This is a genomic window from Helicobacter cinaedi PAGU611 (genome assembly GCF_000284635.1).
Lineage (GTDB): Bacteria > Campylobacterota > Campylobacteria > Campylobacterales > Helicobacteraceae > Helicobacter_C > Helicobacter_C cinaedi.
In genome coordinates this window covers 333,869-355,659 of record NC_017761.1, presented here as the reverse complement: position 1 = coordinate 355,659, position 21,791 = coordinate 333,869, and the positions used below count along the sequence as shown (strand labels likewise).

General features: G+C 40.2%; 21 protein-coding genes and 2 tRNA genes. 14 read left to right on the top strand and 9 right to left on the bottom strand.

The window, feature by feature from the left end:
- From HCN_RS01775 to HCN_RS01725, 11 genes are all read left to right on the top strand, one after another.
- A complete protein-coding gene (locus HCN_RS01775; protein ID WP_014666374.1) occupies positions 1-855 on the top strand; it encodes a hypothetical protein in 855 nt (284 codons plus the stop codon).
- A gap of 2 nt (positions 856-857) precedes the next feature.
- On the top strand, positions 858-1,571 hold the full coding sequence (hisA, locus tag HCN_RS01770) for a 1-(5-phosphoribosyl)-5-[(5-phosphoribosylamino)methylideneamino]imidazole-4-carboxamide isomerase (RefSeq protein ID WP_014667633.1): 714 nt from the start codon (positions 858-860) through the stop codon (positions 1,569-1,571).
- 110 nt (positions 1,572-1,681) lie between these two features.
- Positions 1,682-2,059 (top strand): chemotaxis response regulator CheY, encoded by a 378-nt coding sequence (locus HCN_RS01765; RefSeq protein WP_002957161.1) that lies wholly within the window; start codon positions 1,682-1,684, stop codon positions 2,057-2,059.
- A gap of 12 nt (positions 2,060-2,071) precedes the next feature.
- Positions 2,072-3,094, top strand: a complete 1,023-nt coding sequence (locus HCN_RS01760; protein WP_014666373.1) for a 50S ribosomal protein L11 methyltransferase — start codon at positions 2,072-2,074, stop codon at positions 3,092-3,094.
- A gap of 18 nt (positions 3,095-3,112) precedes the next feature.
- Complete coding sequence (gene ftsH / locus HCN_RS01755; protein ID WP_002957163.1) at positions 3,113-5,008, top strand: ATP-dependent zinc metalloprotease FtsH; 1,896 nt, start codon at positions 3,113-3,115, stop codon at positions 5,006-5,008.
- 9 nt (positions 5,009-5,017) lie between these two features.
- A complete protein-coding gene (locus HCN_RS01750) occupies positions 5,018-5,653 on the top strand; it encodes a phosphatidylserine decarboxylase (RefSeq protein WP_014666372.1) in 636 nt (211 codons plus the stop codon).
- Positions 5,643-6,368: a CDP-diacylglycerol--serine O-phosphatidyltransferase gene (gene pssA / locus HCN_RS01745; protein ID WP_002957165.1), complete on the top strand. Its 726-nt coding sequence runs from the start codon at positions 5,643-5,645 to the stop codon at positions 6,366-6,368. Before HCN_RS01750 ends, pssA begins: the two co-directional genes overlap by 11 nt.
- A 59-nt stretch (positions 6,369-6,427) precedes the next feature.
- Positions 6,428-7,393: a chemotaxis protein gene (locus HCN_RS01740; protein ID WP_014666371.1), complete on the top strand. Its 966-nt coding sequence runs from the start codon at positions 6,428-6,430 to the stop codon at positions 7,391-7,393.
- Between the two features lie 15 nt (positions 7,394-7,408).
- Positions 7,409-8,665, top strand: coding sequence for a carboxynorspermidine decarboxylase (gene nspC, locus HCN_RS01735; RefSeq protein WP_014666370.1), 1,257 nt, complete (start codon positions 7,409-7,411; stop codon positions 8,663-8,665).
- Between the two features lie 3 nt (positions 8,666-8,668).
- Entirely contained in the window at positions 8,669-9,652 is a 984-nt protein-coding gene (locus HCN_RS01730; protein WP_041309585.1) for a tRNA dihydrouridine synthase, read from the top strand.
- Positions 9,652-10,389: a tetratricopeptide repeat protein gene (locus tag HCN_RS01725; protein ID WP_002957169.1), complete on the top strand. Its 738-nt coding sequence runs from the start codon at positions 9,652-9,654 to the stop codon at positions 10,387-10,389. Before HCN_RS01730 ends, HCN_RS01725 begins: the two co-directional genes overlap by 1 nt.
- A 1-nt stretch (position 10,390) precedes the next feature.
- Here HCN_RS01725 and HCN_RS01720 read toward each other — a convergent pair whose 3' ends face one another.
- The 3 genes from HCN_RS01720 to HCN_RS01710 are packed head-to-tail and all read right to left on the bottom strand — an operon-like array spanning position 10,391 to position 13,677.
- Positions 10,391-11,608 carry a sugar transporter gene (locus tag HCN_RS01720; RefSeq protein WP_014666368.1) on the bottom strand — a complete coding sequence of 406 codons (1,218 nt, stop codon included), beginning with the start codon at positions 11,606-11,608 and terminating at the stop codon, positions 10,391-10,393.
- Positions 11,598-13,169, bottom strand: a complete 1,572-nt coding sequence (gene rny, locus HCN_RS01715) for a ribonuclease Y (protein ID WP_014666367.1) — start codon at positions 13,167-13,169, stop codon at positions 11,598-11,600. The genes HCN_RS01720 and rny overlap by 11 nt, the downstream gene beginning before the upstream one ends.
- Entirely contained in the window at positions 13,084-13,677 is a 594-nt protein-coding gene (locus tag HCN_RS01710; protein WP_014667513.1) for a 5-formyltetrahydrofolate cyclo-ligase, read from the bottom strand. Before HCN_RS01710 ends, rny begins: the two co-directional genes overlap by 86 nt.
- A gap of 97 nt (positions 13,678-13,774) precedes the next feature.
- Here HCN_RS01710 and HCN_RS01705 point away from each other — a divergent pair, with 97 nt between their 5' ends.
- Genes HCN_RS01705 through radA form a run of 3 tightly spaced genes read left to right on the top strand, consistent with a single transcriptional unit; the run spans position 13,775 to position 16,665 of the window.
- On the top strand, positions 13,775-14,449 hold the full coding sequence (locus tag HCN_RS01705; protein WP_002957173.1) for a TlpA family protein disulfide reductase: 675 nt from the start codon (positions 13,775-13,777) through the stop codon (positions 14,447-14,449).
- Positions 14,446-15,318, top strand: coding sequence for a signal recognition particle-docking protein FtsY (ftsY, locus tag HCN_RS01700; RefSeq protein WP_014666366.1), 873 nt, complete (start codon positions 14,446-14,448; stop codon positions 15,316-15,318). Before HCN_RS01705 ends, ftsY begins: the two co-directional genes overlap by 4 nt.
- Before the next feature lie 9 nt (positions 15,319-15,327).
- Entirely contained in the window at positions 15,328-16,665 is a 1,338-nt protein-coding gene (gene radA, locus HCN_RS01695; RefSeq protein WP_014666365.1) for a DNA repair protein RadA, read from the top strand.
- 20 nt (positions 16,666-16,685) lie between these two features.
- Here radA and HCN_RS01690 read toward each other — a convergent pair whose 3' ends face one another.
- From HCN_RS01690 to HCN_RS01665, 6 genes are all read right to left on the bottom strand, one after another.
- A complete protein-coding gene (locus HCN_RS01690) occupies positions 16,686-18,182 on the bottom strand; it encodes a Na+/H+ antiporter NhaC family protein (RefSeq protein ID WP_172583194.1) in 1,497 nt (498 codons plus the stop codon).
- 149 nt (positions 18,183-18,331) lie between these two features.
- Positions 18,332-18,418 (bottom strand) — tRNA-Leu (locus HCN_RS01685).
- Between the two features lie 36 nt (positions 18,419-18,454).
- Positions 18,455-18,539: transfer RNA gene (locus HCN_RS01680), tRNA-Leu, on the bottom strand.
- A gap of 38 nt (positions 18,540-18,577) precedes the next feature.
- Entirely contained in the window at positions 18,578-18,916 is a 339-nt protein-coding gene (locus HCN_RS01675; protein ID WP_014666363.1) for a F0F1 ATP synthase subunit C, read from the bottom strand.
- A gap of 97 nt (positions 18,917-19,013) precedes the next feature.
- Positions 19,014-21,128, bottom strand: coding sequence for a polyribonucleotide nucleotidyltransferase (locus HCN_RS01670; RefSeq protein WP_014666362.1), 2,115 nt, complete (start codon positions 21,126-21,128; stop codon positions 19,014-19,016).
- A complete protein-coding gene (locus tag HCN_RS01665; RefSeq protein WP_014666361.1) occupies positions 21,115-21,789 on the bottom strand; it encodes a phosphoribosyltransferase in 675 nt (224 codons plus the stop codon). The genes HCN_RS01670 and HCN_RS01665 overlap by 14 nt, the downstream gene beginning before the upstream one ends.
- Positions 21,790-21,791: the final 2 nt, after the last annotated feature.

Genomic DNA, 21,791 nt, shown 5'->3' with positions numbered 1-21,791 from the left:
ATGATTAATAATACACGCATAAAAGTTATTTTTTCACTGATTTTGTTTGCTCTTTTTGTTTTTACAAATCTCACCCTTTTCACTTCACAATTTTCGCAATCTTTCTCGCATTTATTTTTGATTTTTATCCGTGAAGATCAGTTTTTTGATAGCCTAAGCATTTTTTTGTTGCTCTGTGGATTTGTGCTAAGTGGGGTATTTGTGATTATGAGTAGTTGGTATCAAACAAGTAATGCCTTACAAAGAGTAATTATGCTAAGCCTAAGCATTGTCTTTATCTATCTTGTGATTCTTAAAAGCACACATACAACGCAGACTGAAGATATTATGGATATGTTTGCTATTGAAGGGAGTATTTATCATCGTGGCTTTTTTGAACTCTTAGTGGATTATTTGCCACGCATTGTGCTGATAGCTTGTGCTTATATATTATTTGTTTATGTCCCACTCTTATTTTTAATTTTTGGCATACACCCAAATCAGCATAATCAAATCGGTAAAATGCTCTATGATATGCGTCCTCCAGTCAATGTTGTTATTGCTGTGTTGTTTGCCCTTTCCTTGCAACCTTATTATTTTCGCGATAACCTTTATGCATATTTTGATATTTTTGCTTTAGTTGTGGGCGTTGGACTGCTCATTTGGGTAATGATAAGGCATAAAGACTTATTTGGATTCTATGAATATATGAATTTTGCCCTACTTGTCTTAAATATTATCATTTGTTTTATTTGCACCTCTGTGTTAGCCATTTCAGATAATTATTTTAATGTGCGTTATGCGTTTTTAGTTTTTGCGTTTGTGGGCTGGTGTGCGGAATGGATGTATGATAATATTAAGCCAGATGAGGAGTGAGAATGGCACTTGATATTTATCCCGCGATTGATTTAAAAGATGGCAAGGCAGTGCGACTTTTTAAGGGCGAAATGCAAAGTGCAAAAGTCTATGGGGAAGCTTTGGACTTTGCTAAAAGCTTTGAAGATATGGGGGCTAAGTTTTTGCATATTGTGGATTTAGATGGAGCAATGGCTGGGATTCCAAAGAATCTTACACATATTGAAAAGATTATTGCTTCTACCACGCTGCAAGTGCAAGTCGGTGGGGGAATCCGCGATGAAAACCGCATTAAGCTTTACACACAAATGGGTGTAAGGGTGATTCTAGGCTCTATTGCCACAGAAAATTGGGAGTTTGTCAAAACTATGGCAGAATCTTATCCCGTGGCTGTTGGGATTGATTCACGCAATGGCAAGGTTGCCACACAAGGTTGGGTAGAAGAAAGCACACTAGATTCACAAACTCTAGCAACAAGGTTTGCAGGTAGCAAAGTCCAAGCTATTATCTGCACAGATATTAACCGCGATGGGGCATTGAGTGGGATTAATATTGACTGGACGGAAAGCATTGCTCAAAGTAGTGGAATTTATACCATTGCTAGTGGGGGATTTGCAAGGCTAGATGAGCTACACACACTTGATAAAAGCCCTTATATTGGCGGTGTTATCGTAGGCAAGGCATTTTATGAAGGAAAAATAAACCTAAAAGAAGCCTTGCAATTTTTTAGAGACTAAGATAAAATGCCGATTTTTGAAAAAAATGCAAGGATTCATCTAACTTGTATATAAAGATATGCTAAAATGTCGGTTTATTTATGATAGCCACATTTAAAGAAGGAGATAACTTGAAACTGCTGGTTGTTGATGATAGCTCTACGATGAGACGGATTATAAAAAATACTCTCCAACGCTTAGGTTATGAGGATATTTTAGAAGCGGAACACGGCGTGGAAGCTTGGCAGATTATGGACACTACTGAGGGCATACAGGTGCTTATTACAGACTGGAATATGCCAGAGATGAATGGATTAGATTTGGTTAAAAAAGTGCGTTCTGATGAGCGATATACGACTATTCCCATTATTATGGTAACGACTGAAGGGGGCAAAGCTGAAGTCATCACGGCTTTAAAAGCTGGGGTAAATAACTATATTGTAAAACCATTTACGCCTCAAGTTCTCAAAGAAAAGCTTGAAGTCGTGCTAGGTGTGAATGAAGACTAGGCTTCAGTCTTAATGAATGGCTTGGAACATCAAACATATTGGGAGATTATTATCCACCCAAGCCACTTTTTAGAGCAATTCGCTGATTTTATTACAGACAAAACTTCTTCTGCGATAGAATATTTAGACATTTTCCCCACTTTAAACTCATCTGCTTCAAATCCATTTGCCATTAGCTATGATGAAGATTCTTGGCAGAGCTTTAATGATTTTAGCATTTTACAAGCCAAAGCCCTATCTCAAAACAATAGCGACAATGCTCAACCCACACAAATTATTATCCGCCTAGCAGATGATTTTGACATCTCTAGTCTCCTTAAATCTTTACAAACCTATGCCTTAAACCTTTCAGCGATTTTTGACAAATCTGTTGGCTTTTGTTATCACATTGAGAAAAAAGCAAATTGCGATTGGATAAAAGCCTATCAAGATTCTATACAGCCTATTTCTAGTGGAATCTTCTATATCCGCCCATCGTGGTATGAATCGCAATATGAAGATAAAGATTCTAAATCCCCACAAGTCAAACACGAAATTATCATCAATCCCGCCCTTGCCTTTGGCTCTGGACATCACGCAAGCACAGCGATGTGTTTGGAATTTCTTAGCCAACTTGATTTACACAATAAAACATTGCTTGATGTGGGCTGTGGCAGTGGAATCTTAAGTGTAGCCGCTCACAAGCTTGGTGCGAAAGCCTATGCGTGTGATACTGATGCAAGTGCTGTGCCAGAAACACACAAAAATGCTAAGCTCAATAATACAACTTTATGCGATATTTGGCTTGGTAGTATCGCTCAAGCCCCGGAAGATTCTCCGCCAACTTATGATGTCATTACTGCCAATATCATTGCCTTTGTTGTGAAGCTTTTACACAATGATTTTAAGGCAAAATTAGCAAAAAATGGCGTTTTAATCCTTTCTGGGATACTTGATGAATATAAATTTGATATAATGCAGACTTTTAGTGATTTTAAAGTGCTAGAATCTCGTTGCCAAGATGAATGGGTAGCCTTGAAACTAACACTAGAATAGAATAAAAGGACAATAATTATGGAAAATAATGATAAAAAACCACCTTTTAAGCAAAATCCATTTCTTACTTTTGCGATTTTTGTGATTCTTGCTTTACTTTTGTTTAAGCTATTTTCACCAAATGGCGAGTCGCTAACCGATAAACTTATCGGAGGGAGCGTTACAAAAGAGATTAGCTACAATGAGCTAAAGGAGCTTATAGCTAAGGGTGAAATTAGCTCTGTAAGCATTGGACAGACTTATATCAAAGCCTATTCAGCACACACTTCCCCACGCACACTTTATACGACCAAAAAGGTGGCAGACCTTGGGCTTGTGCCACTGCTAGATGAAAAAAAGGTTGAGTATAGTGGCTTTAGTGAGGGGAGTTTCTTAGGCGATCTTGTAAATATGCTTTTGCCTATTTTTATTATTCTTGCTTTGTGGATGTTCCTAACAGCTCGTATGCAAAAAAGTATGGGCGGTGGAATCTTTGGTATGGGGAACGCCAAAAAGCTTGTGAATGCCGAAAAACCTAATGTGCGTTTTGATGATATGGCAGGAAATGCAGAAGCAAAAGAAGAGGTTGTAGAAATTGTAGATTTTCTCAAATACCCCGAACGGTATGCGGCAGTTGGCGCTAAGATTCCACGCGGGGTGCTGTTAGTAGGACCTCCGGGGACTGGAAAAACGCTTTTAGCTAAAGCCGTGGCAGGTGAAGCAAATGTGCCATTTTTCTCAATGAGCGGAAGTAGCTTTATTGAAATGTTTGTTGGACTTGGGGCAAGTCGGGTAAGAGATTTGTTTGAAATGGCAAAAAAAGATGCACCAAGCATTATTTTTATTGATGAGATTGATGCTATTGGTAAAAGCCGTGCCGCTGGAAGTATGGTAGGTGGCAATGATGAAAGAGAACAAACGCTTAATCAGCTTTTAGCTGAAATGGACGGCTTTGGCTCTGAATCTGCCCCTGTTATTGTCCTTGCGGCGACTAACCGCCCTGAGATTTTAGACCCTGCATTGTTGCGTCCGGGGCGATTTGATAGGCAAGTGCTTGTGGATAAGCCTGATTTTGAAGGGCGACTTGAGATTCTCAAAGTGCATATCAAAAATGTTTCTCTGGCACGAGATGTTGATTTACACGAGATAGCAAAATTCACCGCAGGGCTTGCTGGGGCGGATTTAGCAAATATTATTAATGAAGCCGCATTGCTTGCAGGCAGAGAAAATAAGAAAGAAGTCAGTCAAAAACACCTTAAAGAAGCGGTGGAACGGGGCATTGCCGGGCTAGAGAAAAAGTCTCGTAGAATCTCGCCAAAAGAAAAAAAGATTGTAGCTTACCACGAGAGCGGACACGCTGTTGTCTCTGAAATGACAAAAGGTGCGGATAGGGTAAATAAAGTCTCTATCATTCCGCGTGGTATGGCAGCTCTTGGCTACACACTTCACACGCCTGAAGAAAATCGCTACCTTATGCAAAAGCACGAGCTTATGGCAGAAGTAGATGTGCTTTTAGGCGGTAGGGCAGCTGAAGAAGTATTCCTAGGGGAAATCTCAACTGGAGCAAGTAACGACTTGGAGAGAGCGACTGGAATCTTAAAATCAATGATTAGCTATTATGGAATGACTGATGTAAGCGGACTTATGGTGCTTGAAAAGCAACGCAATACATTCTTAGGCGGTGGTGGCACACAAAGGGAATTTAGCGAACAACTTGCCCAAGAGATTGATACTCATATCAAAAACACACTTGATGAACGCTACACGCACGTAAAAAAGCTTCTTAGCGATTATAAGGACGCGATTGAAAATATGGTCAAAGAACTATTTGAAAAAGAGGTGATTGATGGGGCTAGGGTGCGAGAGATCATTGAAGAGTATGAAAAGGAAAATCAGCTGCAAACGCGTCTTGTGCCTATTGAGGAAGAAGAGTAAGGAGAGAATATGACAACAACACAAATCATTGCAAAACAAGGTTGGATTGGCACAGGTGTGCTTCTTGCCCTATTTCTTATCAGTGCTTTGTTTGATTGGACTTTGTGTGGATTTGTGTCGCTTGTCTTTCTCATTTTGTGGGTTGCTATGTTTAGAAATCCGGAGCGGATTCCACAAACGCACGAAAACAACGCCTTTGTCTCGCCCGTTGATGGTATTGTAAGAGATGTTTACTCTACAAATAATGAAGTGCATATCAAGATTGAAACAAGCTTTCTTGATGTGGGTATAATACGCGCACCTTGCGATGTTTTTGAAGGCAAGATAAGTCAAAAAAAAGGTTTGTCTCTCACTTGCTGTAATAAACAAAAACAAGCCCAGCTCAACGCTACAATGCGTTTTGAAAACAACCATGATTGTGTATTCTCTATGGAATTTTTCCCTATCTTCTTCTCTTCTCACGAACTTTTTGCTTATAGTCATTTGGAGCTAGGCGAACGCATGGGCTTTATGAAAGCAGGAATGACACAAATCACTATTCCTCAAGATTCTAAAAATTCATTTAACGAAATTGAGCTGAAAGTGAGTATTGGCGATAGAGTGAGTGCTTCACAAAGTGTATTAGGATATTTCTATGAAGTTTAATCCACTTTTTATCCTACCTAATCTTTTTACCGCAGGGAGTATTTTTTTAGGAATCTTAAGCGTGATTTATGCCTCAAAGGGTAATTTTGAAATGGCGTGTTGGCTGATACTTGCCTCTATGATTCTTGATGGGCTTGATGGACGCGTAGCAAGGCTTACAAACACGGCAAGCAAATTTGGAGTGGAGTTTGATTCTCTAGCCGATGTTGTAGCTTTTGGCGTAGCTCCAGCAATGCTACTTTATTTTTATATCGGCATAGATTATGGGCGGCTAGGAGCGTGTGTGCCGGCAATTTTTGTTATCTTTGGGGCGGTGCGATTGGCAAGATTTAATATCACTACAAGTAGCGAACCAAACTTTTTTATTGGTCTGCCTATTCCCTCCGCGGCAGTTGTTGTGATGCTGTGGGTGCTGATTGATTTAGAATATAAATTGATTGAAAATTATAACTATGGGTATGTAATGTTGCTTGGGAGCTTTATTATCAGTATCCTTATGGTAAGTAATATCCGCTATCCTAGCTTTAAAAAAATGCAGTGGAATTTTAAGTCATTTATTGCCGTGATTTTACTGCTTGGCATTGTGTATGTGAATCCACAGGAAACTTTGTGTGTGTTGATGAGCGGATATGTGGTATATGGAATCTTGCGGTGGCTTGTGCTTGTCATAAAAGTGCGTTTTAGCTCAAAACTCACTAAAGACAAGAATACATAAAGTTAGATTTAGTGAAATTGTGCTATGATTAGCTATTTTTGAAAATTTGAGGTGTGATTATGTCAAAAACGAGTATGTCAAAGATAGATCAAGTAACAAGCCTTCACAAAAACAATGAATTACAGCTACTTTGTTTCCGCTTAGAAAAGGGTAAGGATTTATATGCGGTAAATGTTTTTAAGATTCGTGAAGTTATCAAATACAGCGGAATGCTTACCGTCGTTACACACGAGAATAATAGCTTAGTTGAAGGGCTTATTACCATTCGTGAGCTGACAATCCCCCTTATTGATATGCGTAAATGGTTTTATTATGATAGTAGCAATAAGGCTAGGAATCTGCGTGATTATGGTGTGAAGCGGGAGCCGGGGGAAGAAGATATTATTATGATTTGTGAATTTTCACGCTGGACAATTGGGGTAAGAATCTACGAAGCGGATAGAATCTTAAACAAAAAATGGACAGAGATTGAGCAAGGTGTAGGTGTCGGTGGTGGCGGGCATAATGGCAAGCTTGTGAGCCGCACAAGATATTTTGATGGACGCCTAGTGCAGGTGGTGGATATTGAAAAAATGCTGATTGATGTCTTCCCGTGGATTGAAAAAGACAAAGAAGAAGGCATTGCTAAAATCTCTCAAGTGGATACGACAAAAAGCATACTTCTTGCTGATGATAGCCCAACGGTGCTACGCACAATGCAGCTTATCCTTAATAAACTTGGTGTTATCCATCACGATTTTATCAATGGAAAACACTTGCTTGATTATCTTTTCTCGCCAACGACAGACATCAACTCAATCGGTATGATTATCACAGACCTTGAAATGCCTGAAGCAAGCGGATTTGAAGTTATCAAACAAGTCAAAAGCAATCCTGCCACTGTGCATTTGCCTATCGTTGTCAATTCATCAATGAGCGGAAGTAGCAATGAAGATATGGCTCGTTCCCTTGATGCTGATGAATTTATCTCTAAATCAAATCCCGTTGAGATTGAAGCTGCGGTGAGAAAATTCGCCCTTAAATAGTAGGGTGAGCCAAATATGCGAAACCCTCTCACACTTTTAGAGATTCCAACACCCGCTTATGTCTTAGAAGAAGAAAGGCTTAATCACAATCTTAAAATCTTAGAATCTATTCAAAAGCAAAGTGGAGCAAAGATTCTCCTAGCACTCAAAGGCTATGCGTTTTGGAGACGATTTGACACACTTAAACACACTCTAAGTGGAAGCACAGCAAGCGGACTATATGAAGCAAGGTTAGGCTATGAAGAGATAGGTGGCAGGGCAAATCAGGACAAAGATAATACACAAGATTCTAGTGTGCAACATAAAGAAATATGTGTCTTTTCCCCAGCTTACAAAGCAAGTGAGTTTGAATCCATCTTAGAATATGCTACGCATATTATTTTTAATTCCTTTAATCAATGGCAGAAGTTTAAGCCCCTAATAGATTCTAAAAATCAAACACTCCTAACACAGAATCTTTCTCCCATTGAAGTGGGACTGCGTGTGAATCTGTTATATAGCGAGGTAGAGCCACCTATTTATAATCCTTGTGTGCCACTTTCCCGCTTAGGCATTACCCCAAACGAATTTACAAAAGGTGTGCAGCAATATGGACTTCAAGGTATTGATGGGTTGCATTTTCACACACATTGTGAGCAAGATTCTGCCGCCCTTTCACGCACATTGCCACATTTTGAAAAGCATTTTGGAATCTATCTTAAAAACAAAAAATGGGTGAATTTTGGCGGCGGACATCACATCACTCGGGCAGATTATGACTGCGAGTTGCTTATCAATCTTATCAAAGATTTTAAACAACGCCACAATGATATTGAGGTGTTTTTGGAGCCGGGCGAAGCAGTGGGGTGGCAGGTGGGCTTTCTTATAGGCGAGGTGGTTGATATTGTTGAAAATCAAGGCAAGGTAGCCATACTTGATGTGAGTGCGGCGGCTCATATGCCTGATTGCCTTGAGATGCCCTACCGCCCTACCCTTTGCAAACTTAGCAAAGATGGCAATATAGAATCTGATAAAGGGATTAATATCGCCCAATATACTTATCGCTTAGGTGGTCCAACCTGCCTAGCTGGTGATGTTATAGGCGATTATAGCTTTGATACGCCACTGCTTGTTGGCGATAGAATTATTTTTGAAGATATGCTCCACTACACGATTGTAAAAAACAACACCTTTAATGGAATCCCCCTACCCTTTCTTGGCGTGATTGACACAAATGGCAAGTTTGAGATTCTCAAACGCTTTGACTACACAGACTATAAGCAGAGAAATTAAATGATTGAATTTAAGAATCTTTTGATGTTAGCCCCTCTTGCAGGTTATACAGATTTGCCTTTTCGTAGCGTGGTTAAGGACTTTGGCGTGGATATAACCGTAAGTGAGATGATAAGCTCTCACGCCCTTGTATATAGCAATAAACGCACGCTCAAAATGACTGAAAAATCCCCACAAGAGCAGCCTTATAGTGTGCAAATCTCTGGCTCAAAAGAAGAGGTTATCAAACAAGCAGTTGAGATTCTAAACACTCAAAAGGACATTGATATAATTGATCTAAATTGTGGCTGCCCCGCCCCAAAGGTCGCAAATCACGGCAATGGAAGCGGACTTCTAAAAGATTTAAATCTGTTAGTCAAAATTGCTAATCTCATTAAAGAAAACGCTAAAACGCCCTACACAAGTCTAAAAGTCCGCCTTGGCTTTGATAAAAAGATTCCCCACGAGATAGCCCAAGCCCTAAAAGATGTGAAGTCTGATTTTGTCGTGGTGCACGGACGCACGAGAGCAGATGGTTACAAAAAAGAAAAGATTGATTATGATGCCATCGCGTATATTAAGCAAAATATTCCTATGCCCCTTATTGCTAATGGCGAGATTGATAGTGTGGAAAAAGCCCAAAAGGTGCTAGAGCATACCGGTGCAAATGGTGTGATGATAGGACGGGCCGCTATTACTTCGCCGTGGATTTTCTGGCAGATTAAAAACAATACGCAGGAAATCCCACCCATTGTCAAAAAAGAACTTGTATTGGAGCATTTTCATAAAATGATAGAATTTTATGGGGAAAGGGGGGCGATTATGTTTCGCAAGAATCTCCACGCCTACACCAAAGGACACGAGGGGGCGAGTGAGTTTAGGAATCTTATCAATAGCTTAAGTGATGTAAAGCAAATCACACAACATATTGAAAATTTCTTTTCACATAATCAAATGATAACGCATAACTTCCCCCAACTCGTGCATCTCAACAAAAGGAGTAGCTAGTGAGAATCTTATTTTTTCTTATGCTTTTATGTTCCACATTTGCCCTTGCTAGTGAAAATGAGCAAATGGATAAAGACAATGCAGAATCTACCCTCTCTCCGCTCGTGCAATCAATCCGCCAAGCAGATTTACTCTTTTATCAAGGTGTAACACGCTGGAGTAAAAATGGTGATGAGGCAAGTGATTTTCTAAAAAAAGCCTGTGATAGTAAGCACCCAGGTGCTTGCCTTTACCTTGGTAATTATTATGAAATAAAATCCAAGGATAAAAAAGATTCTAAAGCAAATCTAGAAAAATCCCAGCAGTTCTATCAGCTAGGCTATGAAAATAGTATAGAAGCGTGTAAAGAAGGGGCTGTGGAGTGGTGCTCTATCCAAGCGGTAGCACTTATTGATGGACACGGCGTAGCAAAGGATATTCAAAAGGGCTTAGAATACCTTGAGATTCTATGTGAGCGTGATATGGAAAATGCGTGTTTTATGCTTGGGACATATTATTTTTATGGTGTGAATGTCAAGCAGGATTTGCAAAAAAGCAAAGATTTTACACAAAAAGCCCTTGAGCTAGATTCACAAGCCTGTGATGAAAACCGCCTGTATGCGTGTGTGCTTAGTGCCGAGATTTACCAGCAAGGGCTAAATACCCCTCAAGATTTGACAAAAGCCAAGCTCCTTTACTCTCGCGCGTGTGAAATGGATAATCAATTTGCTTGTGATTATGTGAAGAAACTTAAATAATTTACACTCGCCTAAACTTCCTAAACACTTTCGCAAAGCCCATAGCACTCACAAAATATAACGCCGCAAAAGCACATATCCCACTTGCCACAAAGCCAATAGATTCTATCCCAAAATGCGTATATGCCAAGCCGCCAATCAACGCCCCACTGCCTATACCGACATTAAAAATACCCGAATAAATACTCATTGCTACCGCCGTAGCATTTGGCACAACAGCAATCACTTGTGATTGAAAAATCACACCAAAAAGCATAAAGCACAGCCCCCATATCGCACAAAGTAGCGTAGTAGCCACACTAGATTCACTCACAACATACAACAAAAGCATACTAAAACCCAAACCAAAAAGGCTAAGACGCACAAAGGCTAAATGAAATCTCTCATAGAATCTCGCAAATAGCACACTGCCAACCACACCCATAAGCCCAAACAAACACAAGACAAAAGTAATAGAATTAGCCCTAAACCCAGCCACATTCTCCAAAAATGGCTCAATATAAGTATATGCACTAAAATGTCCGCTCACAAATGCAAGCGTGAGAAAGCAAATCTTCATAAATGCCTTGTTATGCAGAAGTGTAGGAAGCGTTTTTAGCGAAATGTTTTGCGTATTTGGCATAGTAGGAAACACTCGCCAGAAAGCAATGCCAACACATAATGCCACAAGTCCAATACACAAAAAGCTCACCCGCCAATCCACATATAGCCCTATCATACGCCCAAGCGGCAGCCCCACAATCATAGCAAGAGAACTCCCTGTAATCACAAAGCCCAATGCACTGCTTTGCTTACCCTTTGGGGCAGCACGCACCGCCATAACAGAGGCGATAGACCAAAAGAGTGCGTGAGATAGGGCTACGCCTATGCGAGAGGCTACAAGCATAATGAAATTTTGTGCTAAAGCAGAGATGAAATGACTAAGCACAAATACAAAAATAACGCCTAGCATAAGGGATTTAAGATTGCTTTGTGCAAAATAGAGCATAAGCGGCAAAGACGCAAGAGCTACCACCCACGCATAGATAGTTAGCATTACCCCAACTTCAGAATCACTCATAGAAAAGTCATTGCCAATCGCACCTAAAAGCCCAATAGGTATAAACTCCGAAGTATTAAAGATAAACGCACCAAAAGTAACGCACAAAACAGGCAACCAAGCAAAAATGTTAGAATCCTGATTGAAACTTTTGAAGCCTTTATGACACTTATCTTGCATATTCCACAGCCCTTAGCTCTCGTATTACGCTGACTTTAATTTCACCCGGATATTGTAAATTAGATTCTATCTCTTTGGCTATATCGCGTGCTAACACAACACTTTGCTCATCACTGACCAAGTCCGCCCTTACAATCACACGCACTTCTCTACCCGCATTAATAGCATAGGCTTGTTTCACGCCGATTTTATCCATCGCAATATTTTCAATATCCTGCATTCTTTTTAGGAAATTTTCAAGCACCTCTCTCCTAGCCCCCGGTCTCGCAGCAGATAACGCATCTGCAGCACACACAGCAGCACATTCTGTGCTTTTTATCTCCTCATAGCCGTGATGAGCTTTGATAGCATTAATCACAACAGGATGTTCTTTGTAGCAGGTGCAAACCTCAACGCCCAAATCCACGTGGCTACCACCAAGCTCTTGGGTAAGTGCTTTGCCTATATCGTGTAAGATTCCAGCCCTTCGTGCGAGTTTCTCATCTCCGCCAAGCTCTCCAGCGATAATGGCTGCAAGATTTGCCACTTCAATAGAATGCCCAAGGGCATTTTGCCCAAAAGATGCACGATAACGCATTTTGCCAAGCAAAAATTTCAATTCTGGGTGCATATAGCCAAGCCCCATATCAAGCACGATATTTTCGCCATCTTGACGCATTTGCTCATCCATCTCATTTTTAATGCGTTCATACACTTCCTCAATGCGTGAAGGCTGAATCCTGCCATCTTCCACAAGGCTTTCAATCGTGCGTGTAGCAATGGCTCTGCGGTAGAGATTAAAACTACTTAAAATAATGCTACAAGGCGTATCATCAATGATGACATCTACCCCGCTAATAAGCTCCAAAGTCTTAATATTTCGCCCTTCCTTACCAATAATGCGTCCCTTTAGCTCATCATTTGGAAGATTGACAACATTAACCAAGCGTTCAGTAGCAAACTCACCCGCATAACGCGTAGTGGCTTGGGCAAGGATATAATTTGCCTTTTTTTTGGCTTCATCTTTTGCCTCCCTCTCATATCTACGGATAAGCATAGCCTTTTCATCAGCAAGTTCTTCTTCAAGATGTGAAAGCAAAATGCTCGTGGCTTCCTCTCTACTCATTTTTGCATGATTTGCTATAAGATTTAGCATTTCTTTTTTTGCGTTTTGATATTCAAGCTTGAGTTTATCCTGCTCACTTTGGGAACGCAAAACTTTGATTTTAAGCTCGGCAATTTCCTGCTTTTCTTTCTCAACTTGTTGTTTTTGATGATTGAGTTGCTGATAGCGGCGTTGCTCCTCTTTTTCAAATTCCGCTAGAGCAGATTCATATTCTTTTTTTAATCTCACATTCTCTTTGTCAAACTCCTGCTGAAGCCTAAGCTGTTCTTCTTTAATATGAATCTTATGATCTTTTAGCTTTTCTTGTGCCTCATACTCAATCGCCTTTGCCTTTGCTTTGGCTTGCTCTATAATCACTTGGGAGTGAGAGTTAAAAATCTTTCTTGTGATAAGATACACACTCACGCCCACCAATAACGCGAAGGTTATACCGCCTATGACATACCATACTTCCATTGTGCTTCCTTAAACATAAAGCCGATGGGGTTACAAAACAATCTCCTTGCACATCATAAGATTCTGTAATCACGCTTGGAGTGTAGTTTGGACTTCTTGCTACAAAAATAACATAAACTTTTTTCTTCAGGCAAGACATAAATCTATCATACATACCCTTGCCAAAACCAATACGCCTAAAATCCTTATCTATCCCTAAAACAGGGATAATCACCGCATCAACTTTTATTAAATTAAATGTAGAATTATTTGACTCATAAATGCCAAAGACATTTTTTTGCAATGGCATTCGCAATGGTATCATTTTAAAATAAAATTCTTGTATATAAGGCACAAAAACACGATATTTTTTTTTGCGAAGCGTGGAGATGAGCGGGAAAATATTCACTTCATTGCCAAAAGGCATATACACAAGCACATTTTTTGCACCCTTTTGCCTTAAGATTCTAAAAAGTGCGGGATTTAACGACCTATCTTGCAACGAGGCATAGCGCGTTTTATATCCCAAAAATGCTTTTGCTACTTTTCTAAAGTCTTGTTTGGTAATTATTAATCCTTTTTTTGGATATAATGATAGCACAAAACCTATACTTTGGAGAGAAGCAATGCAGTTTTTACAGATTCTACCAAGACAATCTCATCTTAAAACTTTGCTTATATGTGTGGTAATGGCGGTGTTTTTGAGTGCGTGTAGTGATGAGGCTGATAGGGACAAAGATGTCTTTGGTTTTGAGGGCGGAGGGCAAGATAAGATTCTCAATATTGAAGTTACAAACACGCAAAATGAATCTTTGAAGTTTAAAACAAACCAAACTCAAAGCGTGTTTCAAACCAAAGATGAGCGTCCAACCTTGCTCTTTTTTATCTCCAAAGACTGCACACAATGCCAAGATGAGCTACTCCATATCCTTGATTTACACAATAAATACCAAGAGTTTATATCCATTGTTGCCATTAGCCCAAAAGAAGATTTACAAGCCTTGCAAGATCAAATCAATGCTATCAATCCAAGATTCAAGCTTTATGCCCCAAATGACGATAAGAATCTGCTAAACTTCCTAAGCAAAGATGAAAAGCAAAGCTACATAGCCCTATATGATAAGCAAGGCGAGAAAGTGATTGACTATGTGGGATTAGTGCCTGAAGAGATGATAGAACTTGACATACGCTATCTTATCCAAGATAAGCTTGATGCTAAAGCACAAGATGAGATTGAAATCCTTGATAATATCCCGCAAGAGCAAGATTCAAATCCAACCCAAACTCAAGAGCAAAAATGATTTTATCCCTAAGTAAAACCCTCCAAAAAACCACACAAAATATCGCCTCACTGCTTGGCTCAAAAAAGGACAAGTTAAGCAAAGATGAGCTAGAAGAGATTTTGATTGAATGCGATATTGCATACGAGCTTGTAGAATCTATTTTAGATTCTCTGCCTCCTTATGTCTCTAAAGACGCACTGCATAAAGCCCTAATCGCCCTGCTTGAAATTGAATCTTCCCCCTTACTAGAAAATACAGATTCTATCAAACCTCTTGTTACATTAATCGTTGGTGTAAATGGGGCAGGCAAAACCACAAGCATTGCTAAACTTGCCAATCTCGCACAAAAAGAAGGCAAAAAGGTAATGTTGGCTGCAGGAGATACTTTCCGAGCAGCTGCCATTGAGCAAATTAAGCTTTGGGGTGAAAGGCTTAGTATTCCTGTGATTGCCACACAACATATGCACGACCCAAGTGCGGTTGCCTTTGATAGCATTAATTCCGCTTTAGCAAGAAATATTGATGAGCTTTACATTGACACCGCAGGGCGATTGCATAATCAAACAAATCTCAATAATGAGCTTTTAAAGATCGTGCGTGTCTGTCAAAAAGCCCTACGGGATTTGCCTTTGAGAAAATTCCTTGTGCTTGATGGCACACAGGGAAGCTCCGCGATTAATCAAGCTAAGGCATTTTCACAAAATATTACATTTGATGGCATTATCATCACAAAGCTTGATGGCACAAGCAAGGGAGGGGCGATTTTTAGCATTGTAAGTGAGCTTAAAATCCCCATTTGTTTCATAGGTGTGGGCGAAAAGGCTGATGATTTATTGAAATTTGACAAACAAGAATATGTGAAGATTCTGCTTGATAGTATTTTTTAAGGCTTTAAGGTGGCAAAAAAAAGTGTAGTTTTTGAATGTCAATTTTGCGGTTGGCAAAGCCCAAAGTGGCTTGGAAAATGTAGCAGTTGCGGGAGTTGGGATAGTTTAGTTGAGCTTAAAGGTGAAATGAAAAAATATAGCCTTGCAAGTCAAAATCACAATCCCACAACCCACGCTATTCCCATTACAGAAGTTCAATTTGAATCTATTCAGCATTTCACTTCCTATGAAGAAGAGCTTGATATTGTGCTTGGTGGGGGCATTGTGCCCGGTGGGCTATACCTTATCGGTGGCAGTCCGGGTGTTGGCAAATCTACACTTTTATTAAAAATTGCAGGAAATTTAGCAGAAAAATCAGCCCTTAAGATTCTCTATGTGAGTGGGGAAGAGAGTGCTGGGCAGATTAAAATGCGTTCCACTCGGCTGGGTGCTGTAAGTGAAAATCTCTTTTTGCTCAATGAAATTGATTTAAGTAGCATTACACAAGCTCTAAATGAGCGGAAATACAGCCTATGCGTGATAGATTCTATCCAAACGATATATTCCCCGGAAATCACTTCCGCACCCGGTAGTGTTTCACAAGTGCGTGAAGTTACCTTTGCACTTATGCGGTTAGCAAAGGAGCGAAATATCAGCATTTTTATCATCGGGCATATCACAAAGGAAGGCTCCATTGCCGGACCTAGAATCTTGGAGCATATGGTAGATTGTGTGCTGTATTTTGAAGGTGATCCAAGCAAAGAACTAAGAATGCTAAGGGGCTTTAAAAATCGCTTTGGCACAACAAGTGAAATTGGAATCTTTGAGATGAAAGAATGTGGGCTTGTGAGTGCCAAAAACGCTTCAAGGCTTTTTTTCAATCAGCGTTCAGCCCAAGCTGGAAGTGCTGTGGCTGTGCTACTTGAGGGGAGTAGAGCTATTATCATTGAGATTCAAGCCCTTGTGAGTGAATCTGCCTATCCTAAACGCTCTTGCACAGGCTTTGATACTAACCGCTTGAATATGCTTTTAGCTCTTTTGGAGCGAAAACTTGATATGCCACTTGGACGATATGATGTATTTGTCAATGTCGTAGGTGGCATAAAGATAAGTGAGCCAAGTGCGGATTTAGCCGTTATTGCAAGTATTGTCTCAAGCTTTAAAAATCGTCCGCTTAGTCCTAAAACTGCCTTTGTGGGCGAAGTTTCACTTGTAGGCGATATACGCGAAGTTAGCAATATTGAGATAAGGCTAAAAGAGCTAGAAAACTATGGATTTGAAAAAGTTATCCTTGCTAAAAAGCCCAAAAATGCCACAATCAAATGCTTTGAAGCAAATGAGGTAAGCAAGATTCTAGAGTGGATGTAGAATCGGCCACGCCCCCCCCATTATGTGTTTTGTATAATCTCAATATCCCCACCATAGAATCTTTTAAGCACATAAAAAATACCGCCAAGCAACACAAAACCCACGCAAAAAGCAATCAAAGTGCTTTGTGTTAAAGCAAGTAGCACAAAGCTTACCCCCGCACACAAAGCAGCAATGCTGGTATAAGGAAACTGCGTAATAAAATGGCTTTGCACAGAGCAGCCAGCCCCCACAGCAGAAAGAATGGTCGTATCTGAAATGGGCGAGGTATGATCACCATAGACTGCACCCGATAAAATAGCTGATAAAGCCAAAAATGCACCCTGCGTCATCTCACCACTACCACTTTGGAGCGTTACTTCCATACCAATGGGTAGCATAATGGCAAATGTCCCCCAGCTTGTGCCAGTGCAAAAGGCGATAAAAGCAGAAATAAGGAATAAAAACACGGGCATAAACACCATCATATCAGCACTTAGCACATCTTTTGCCACATTTGCCAAATACACGCCTGTTTGGATATGATCCTTTATCACCGGTCCAATCGCCCACGCAAAAATCAAAATTAAAATCGCACCAAACATACTTTTTGCCCCAAACCAAAAAATGCTAGGATACTCTTTAGATTCTATAATCCCAAGTGTCATTAAAAGCGTAACCACAAGTGCAAATGCCCCACCGCAAAAAAGTGAAAAAGGCGTGTCCGTGTGAGATAGCATAGCAATTAGCCCACTCTCTCCATCTTCTAGCCCTTGAAAACCTGTATAAAAAATCATAAAACAAATACCTACAATAAGGGCGAGAATCGGCACGATGAGATAAATAATAGCACTTTTGCGTTGAAAAATATGTGTCCCATTTATTTTAGAATCTTGTGCTTTAGAATCCTGCATACCCACATTGACATTATTCCGCATTACAGGCAAATTCACCCGCCATATAATTGTCAAAACAACAGCAATCAACGCAAAAAAAGCATAAAAATTATTTGGAATGCTTTGCAGTAGCACCATAAAAGGCTCTTCAATGCCCTGCTTACTTAAAAGCCCTATGTTATAAGCCCCCCAGCTTGAAAGCGGTATAAGAATACAAATGGGTGCCGAAGTAGAATCAATAATATACGCCAAACGCTCACGGCTAGAGTGAAAGCTATCATTGAGTGAGCGTGAGATTTGTCCAACGGTCAAGGCATTAAAATAATCATCAATAAAAATCACTACTCCAGCAACAAAAGCTAGAAATTCCGAGCCTTTAGCGGTTTTGATATGATTCCTAGCCCATTTTACAAACGCCCCAATCGCCCCACTATATAGAATAATCTGCGTAATCACGCCTAAAATAATCAAAAAGGCAAAGATAAATGCCCCGTCCCAATTTATACCTTCATCATAAAACACGCTACTTATCGCCTTACACACAAAGCTTAAGGATTCTAAAGAAAAGCCATAAAGCATAAGTCCGCTTAAGCATACGCCTAGAAAAAGTGAAAGCACAACGCGTCTTAAAAGCACAACCATCACAACCACAAAAAGTGGCACAACAAGGCTAAGGACAGAGTGAGCAAAACCAGATTCCAATAATATATCCTTTAATCACCAAAATAATATCATCTATAAAAGCCTGAAAAATCATAAACTATAGAGATTTAATAAAGTCTAGGTATTTATGGTGCCGAAAGTCGGACTCGAACCGACACAGGGTTGCCCCTACTAGATTTTGAGTCTAGCGCGTCTACCAGTTTCACCACTCCGGCAAATGATAAAAATAACAAGAAGTTGATTTTAAAGTATGGTGCGCTGAGCGAGACTTGAACTCGCACGGGTCGCCCCGCCACCCCCTCAAGATGGTGTGTCTACCAATTCCACCACCAGCGCACAATGCAGATTCAAAAGTAGAATCTGCATAAGTTAGACTATATTGCCAACACAGCTCCGCTTGGAAGGAAAGGATTTGCATATATAGCAACAAGTGCTAAAACCAAGGTATAGATAACTTGTGCTTCAATCAACGCCAATGCAATAAACATTGTCCCAAGCAATTTACCGCTGATTCCGGGATTACGAGCTGTTCCAGAGATTGTCGCAGCTGCAGCGTGTCCCATACCAATAGCACCACCAAGAGCCGCAATGCCCAAACCAATCACAGCACCACCAATTGAATATGAAACAACCATACTCAATCCCATATCATTATTCTCCACACCAAATGCGAAACCAATCATTCCTAAACACAAAAGAGCTAAGAATTTCATTGAACACCTCTTTACAAAATCTCAAAGTCTGTTCGGATCTGTCCCCTACTTGACACTTTGGAAGCGTGATTATGCCTAAGCTTTAATAAAAAAAACATTAAACTAAGCCTAACTCCACCTTGCCCTTATTGCGGGAGAGAATCTCGCACTCTAACTCACTTTTGCCTTGCAACACACTATGAATGCTTTCATTCTTATCTTTAATAATTTTGCTGATATGCAATAGCCCATCACCACCACGCGGCAGCTCCACAAATACCCCAAAATCCGCAATTTTCTTTATCTTCCCAACAAATCGCTCACCCACATTATAACTCTCCCAATCTACCCTATCACTTTTAGCTCCACTTACAATCTCTAGGATAAAAGCCTTGGCTTTAGCAAGATTATCTTCATTACTTGCACTCACATTCACTATTCCACTTTCACGCTCCAAATCAATACTCACTTCAAATCGCTCAATAATATCCTTTATCACACGCCCACCTTGCCCGATCACTTCAACAATCTTATGTGGGGCAATCTTAAAACTTTCACTCTTTGGCAAGATAGAATGATTTAGCACAATCTTTGCCCTAGCTTCCTCCATAATGCCTAGAATCTGCTCCCTTGCTTCCTTTGCTTGCAGTAAAGATTCTTCTAAAATCTCTTTTGAAATGCCACCAAGCTTAATATCCATTTGCATTGCACTTATGCCCTTATATCCACCAGCAACCTTAAAATCCATATCACCATCGTGATCTTCTAAACCACTAATATCTGTGAGTATAGCGTATTTCTCCCCCTGTGTTACTAGCCCCATAGCCACCCCCGCTATAAGAGAATCTACCTGAACCCCACACGCACATAATGCCAAAGATCCGCCGCACACACTCGCCATTGAGCTTGAGCCATTAGATTCTAAAATCTCTGACACTAAGCGGATTGTCCTATCCTGCGAAGTAAGGCTAGATTCTAAAGCGCGTCTAGCAAGATTGCCGTGTCCTAGCTCTCTACGCCCTACACTGCCTATCATACTTGCTTCGCCAACGCTGAATCCGGGGAAATTATAATGGAATAAAAATCGCCGTTTTAACGCATTCTTACTACCTAACATCTCATAGCTTTGTGCGTCATTCTCACTGCCAAGTGTCGCACTCACAAGGGCTTGAGTTTGCCCACGTGTGAAAAGCACACTGCCGTGAGCAAAGGGCAGAATATTTGTCTCTATACTGATAGGGCGAATATCCTTTAAGCCCCTGCCATCAGCCCTAATAGCAGATTCTATAATCATCTCACGCACAAGCTTTTTCTTATACGCCTTAATATGCTCTGTGGCGATTTTCTCTTCTTCAATGCCACACTCACGCATTGCCTGTTTGATAATGGAATGAAGCTGCATTTGAGATTCTGATTTAGCTAAAAATGTGATGGCTTCTAAAATTTGGCTATGGTAGTTTTTAGCAATTTTTTCTAATAAATCAGTGTTAAGTGAATCTTGACTTAAATCAATCGCAAGGCTTTGCTTTTTATAAGGGGCAAAATATTTGTGATAGCTCTGTGTCGCCCTGTCTATATAACTTTTAGCAGATTCTAAAGCAAGTATCATATCCCTTTCACTAAGTTCATTTGCCCCTTTTTCACTCCTAATACTTTTCATTTCAATCATTAATAGCTCATCACCCCTGCCGGACACAAACAAATCAAGCTCACTTTCACTCATCTGCTCCATTGTGGGATTTAATACAAACGCTCCATTTTTACGCCCGATTCTTACCCCACACACCGCATTGTCTTTTAAACTCTCTAAAGGCAGGTTTGAGACATATAAAGCTGCCGATGCGGCATTAAGTGCATTGAGCTGCAAATCACTCTTGCCATCATAGCTTAGCACCCAAATAACAATTGAAGTAATATGCCTATAGCCTTTGGGAAAAAGCGGACGCAATGTCCTATCAATGAGCCTAGAAGTGAGAATCTCAAATTCACTAGGTTTGCCCTCTCGCTTCACAAAACCGGGGGGGAATTTATTACTCGCATAGGCTTTTTCAATGTATTGCACACTTAAGGGCAAAAAGTCATCATCATATTTGTTATTCTCTTCCGCACACACACTTGCTAGTAGCACACTTCCGCCGTTTTGATACAGCACACTGCCATTTGCTGCCTTTGCCATATAGTTAAAAGTATAACTCTCATTTAGATTCTCATTTTGTATATCAATGCGTTGCATTTGTCTCCTTTGTTGTAGTTTGGCTTAGAATCTCTTCAAAACTCTCATCATCTATGGGCTGAAGAGTGGGAAAATAATGTGTCGTAGAAACATAGTTTTCAAGCGGATAAGGGCAACATACATCATCGCAAATCTCGCTTAAAAACTCATAAATATTTTTAGGCATCACAGGTGCAAGCACACAAATACTTTTTGCTTTTAAGTTCATACAAGTTTTTATCGCTACACCTATACGCAATCCCGTCTCAATCCCCAAATCAAAAAGCAAAATATCTTTACCCGCAAATGAGCTAATCCCCTCTCCTTTTCGCAGCTGATACCGAGCGGGTAAAATCGCCTCTTCATATTGCCTTTGTGCCTCCCCATATACATAATCAAGGCTAATACCAAAAGCACTCACTAGCTCTTCATTTATCACAATCTCCATATCCTCGCTTACCACTGCCACAGGGCATTCAGGATTGAGTGGGGAAGGGATAATCTGTGTAAAAAGAAATGCCATAGGGACTTTAAGCTTGTTAGCCAACACACTTGCAAAGCCCACACCCTCCCTACCAATAGCGACTAAAATTGCATTCTCTAGGTTAAGATTCTTAATATATATCACATCAAGCAAAGGTGGCAGTGCATCTTGGGCTTGAGAAAATATAATCTTTTGCACCT

What these genes read in the sequence shown, in the direction of transcription:
- ftsY (WP_014666366.1), top strand. Translation starts at nt 14,446, where the DNA reads ATGATTTTATCCCTAAGTAAAACCCTCCAAAAAACCACACAAAATATC.
- hisA (WP_014667633.1), top strand. Translation starts at nt 858, where the DNA reads ATGGCACTTGATATTTATCCCGCGATTGATTTAAAAGATGGCAAGGCA.
- HCN_RS01670 (WP_014666362.1), bottom strand. Translation starts at nt 21,128, where the DNA reads ATGCAACGCATTGATATACAAAATGAGAATCTAAATGAGAGTTATACT.
- HCN_RS01690 (WP_172583194.1), bottom strand. Translation starts at nt 18,182, where the DNA reads ATGGTTGTGCTTTTAAGACGCGTTGTGCTTTCACTTTTTCTAGGCGTA.
- nspC (WP_014666370.1), top strand. Translation starts at nt 7,409, where the DNA reads ATGCGAAACCCTCTCACACTTTTAGAGATTCCAACACCCGCTTATGTC.
- HCN_RS01750 (WP_014666372.1), top strand. Translation starts at nt 5,018, where the DNA reads ATGACAACAACACAAATCATTGCAAAACAAGGTTGGATTGGCACAGGT.
- ftsH (WP_002957163.1), top strand. Translation starts at nt 3,113, where the DNA reads ATGGAAAATAATGATAAAAAACCACCTTTTAAGCAAAATCCATTTCTT.
- HCN_RS01675 (WP_014666363.1), bottom strand. Translation starts at nt 18,916, where the DNA reads ATGAAATTCTTAGCTCTTTTGTGTTTAGGAATGATTGGTTTCGCATTT.
- HCN_RS01720 (WP_014666368.1), bottom strand. Translation starts at nt 11,608, where the DNA reads ATGCAAGATAAGTGTCATAAAGGCTTCAAAAGTTTCAATCAGGATTCT.
- HCN_RS01740 (WP_014666371.1), top strand. Translation starts at nt 6,428, where the DNA reads ATGTCAAAAACGAGTATGTCAAAGATAGATCAAGTAACAAGCCTTCAC.
- pssA (WP_002957165.1), top strand. Translation starts at nt 5,643, where the DNA reads ATGAAGTTTAATCCACTTTTTATCCTACCTAATCTTTTTACCGCAGGG.
- HCN_RS01705 (WP_002957173.1), top strand. Translation starts at nt 13,775, where the DNA reads ATGCAGTTTTTACAGATTCTACCAAGACAATCTCATCTTAAAACTTTG.
- rny (WP_014666367.1), bottom strand. Translation starts at nt 13,169, where the DNA reads ATGGAAGTATGGTATGTCATAGGCGGTATAACCTTCGCGTTATTGGTG.
- HCN_RS01775 (WP_014666374.1), top strand. Translation starts at nt 1, where the DNA reads ATGATTAATAATACACGCATAAAAGTTATTTTTTCACTGATTTTGTTT.
- HCN_RS01760 (WP_014666373.1), top strand. Translation starts at nt 2,072, where the DNA reads ATGAATGGCTTGGAACATCAAACATATTGGGAGATTATTATCCACCCA.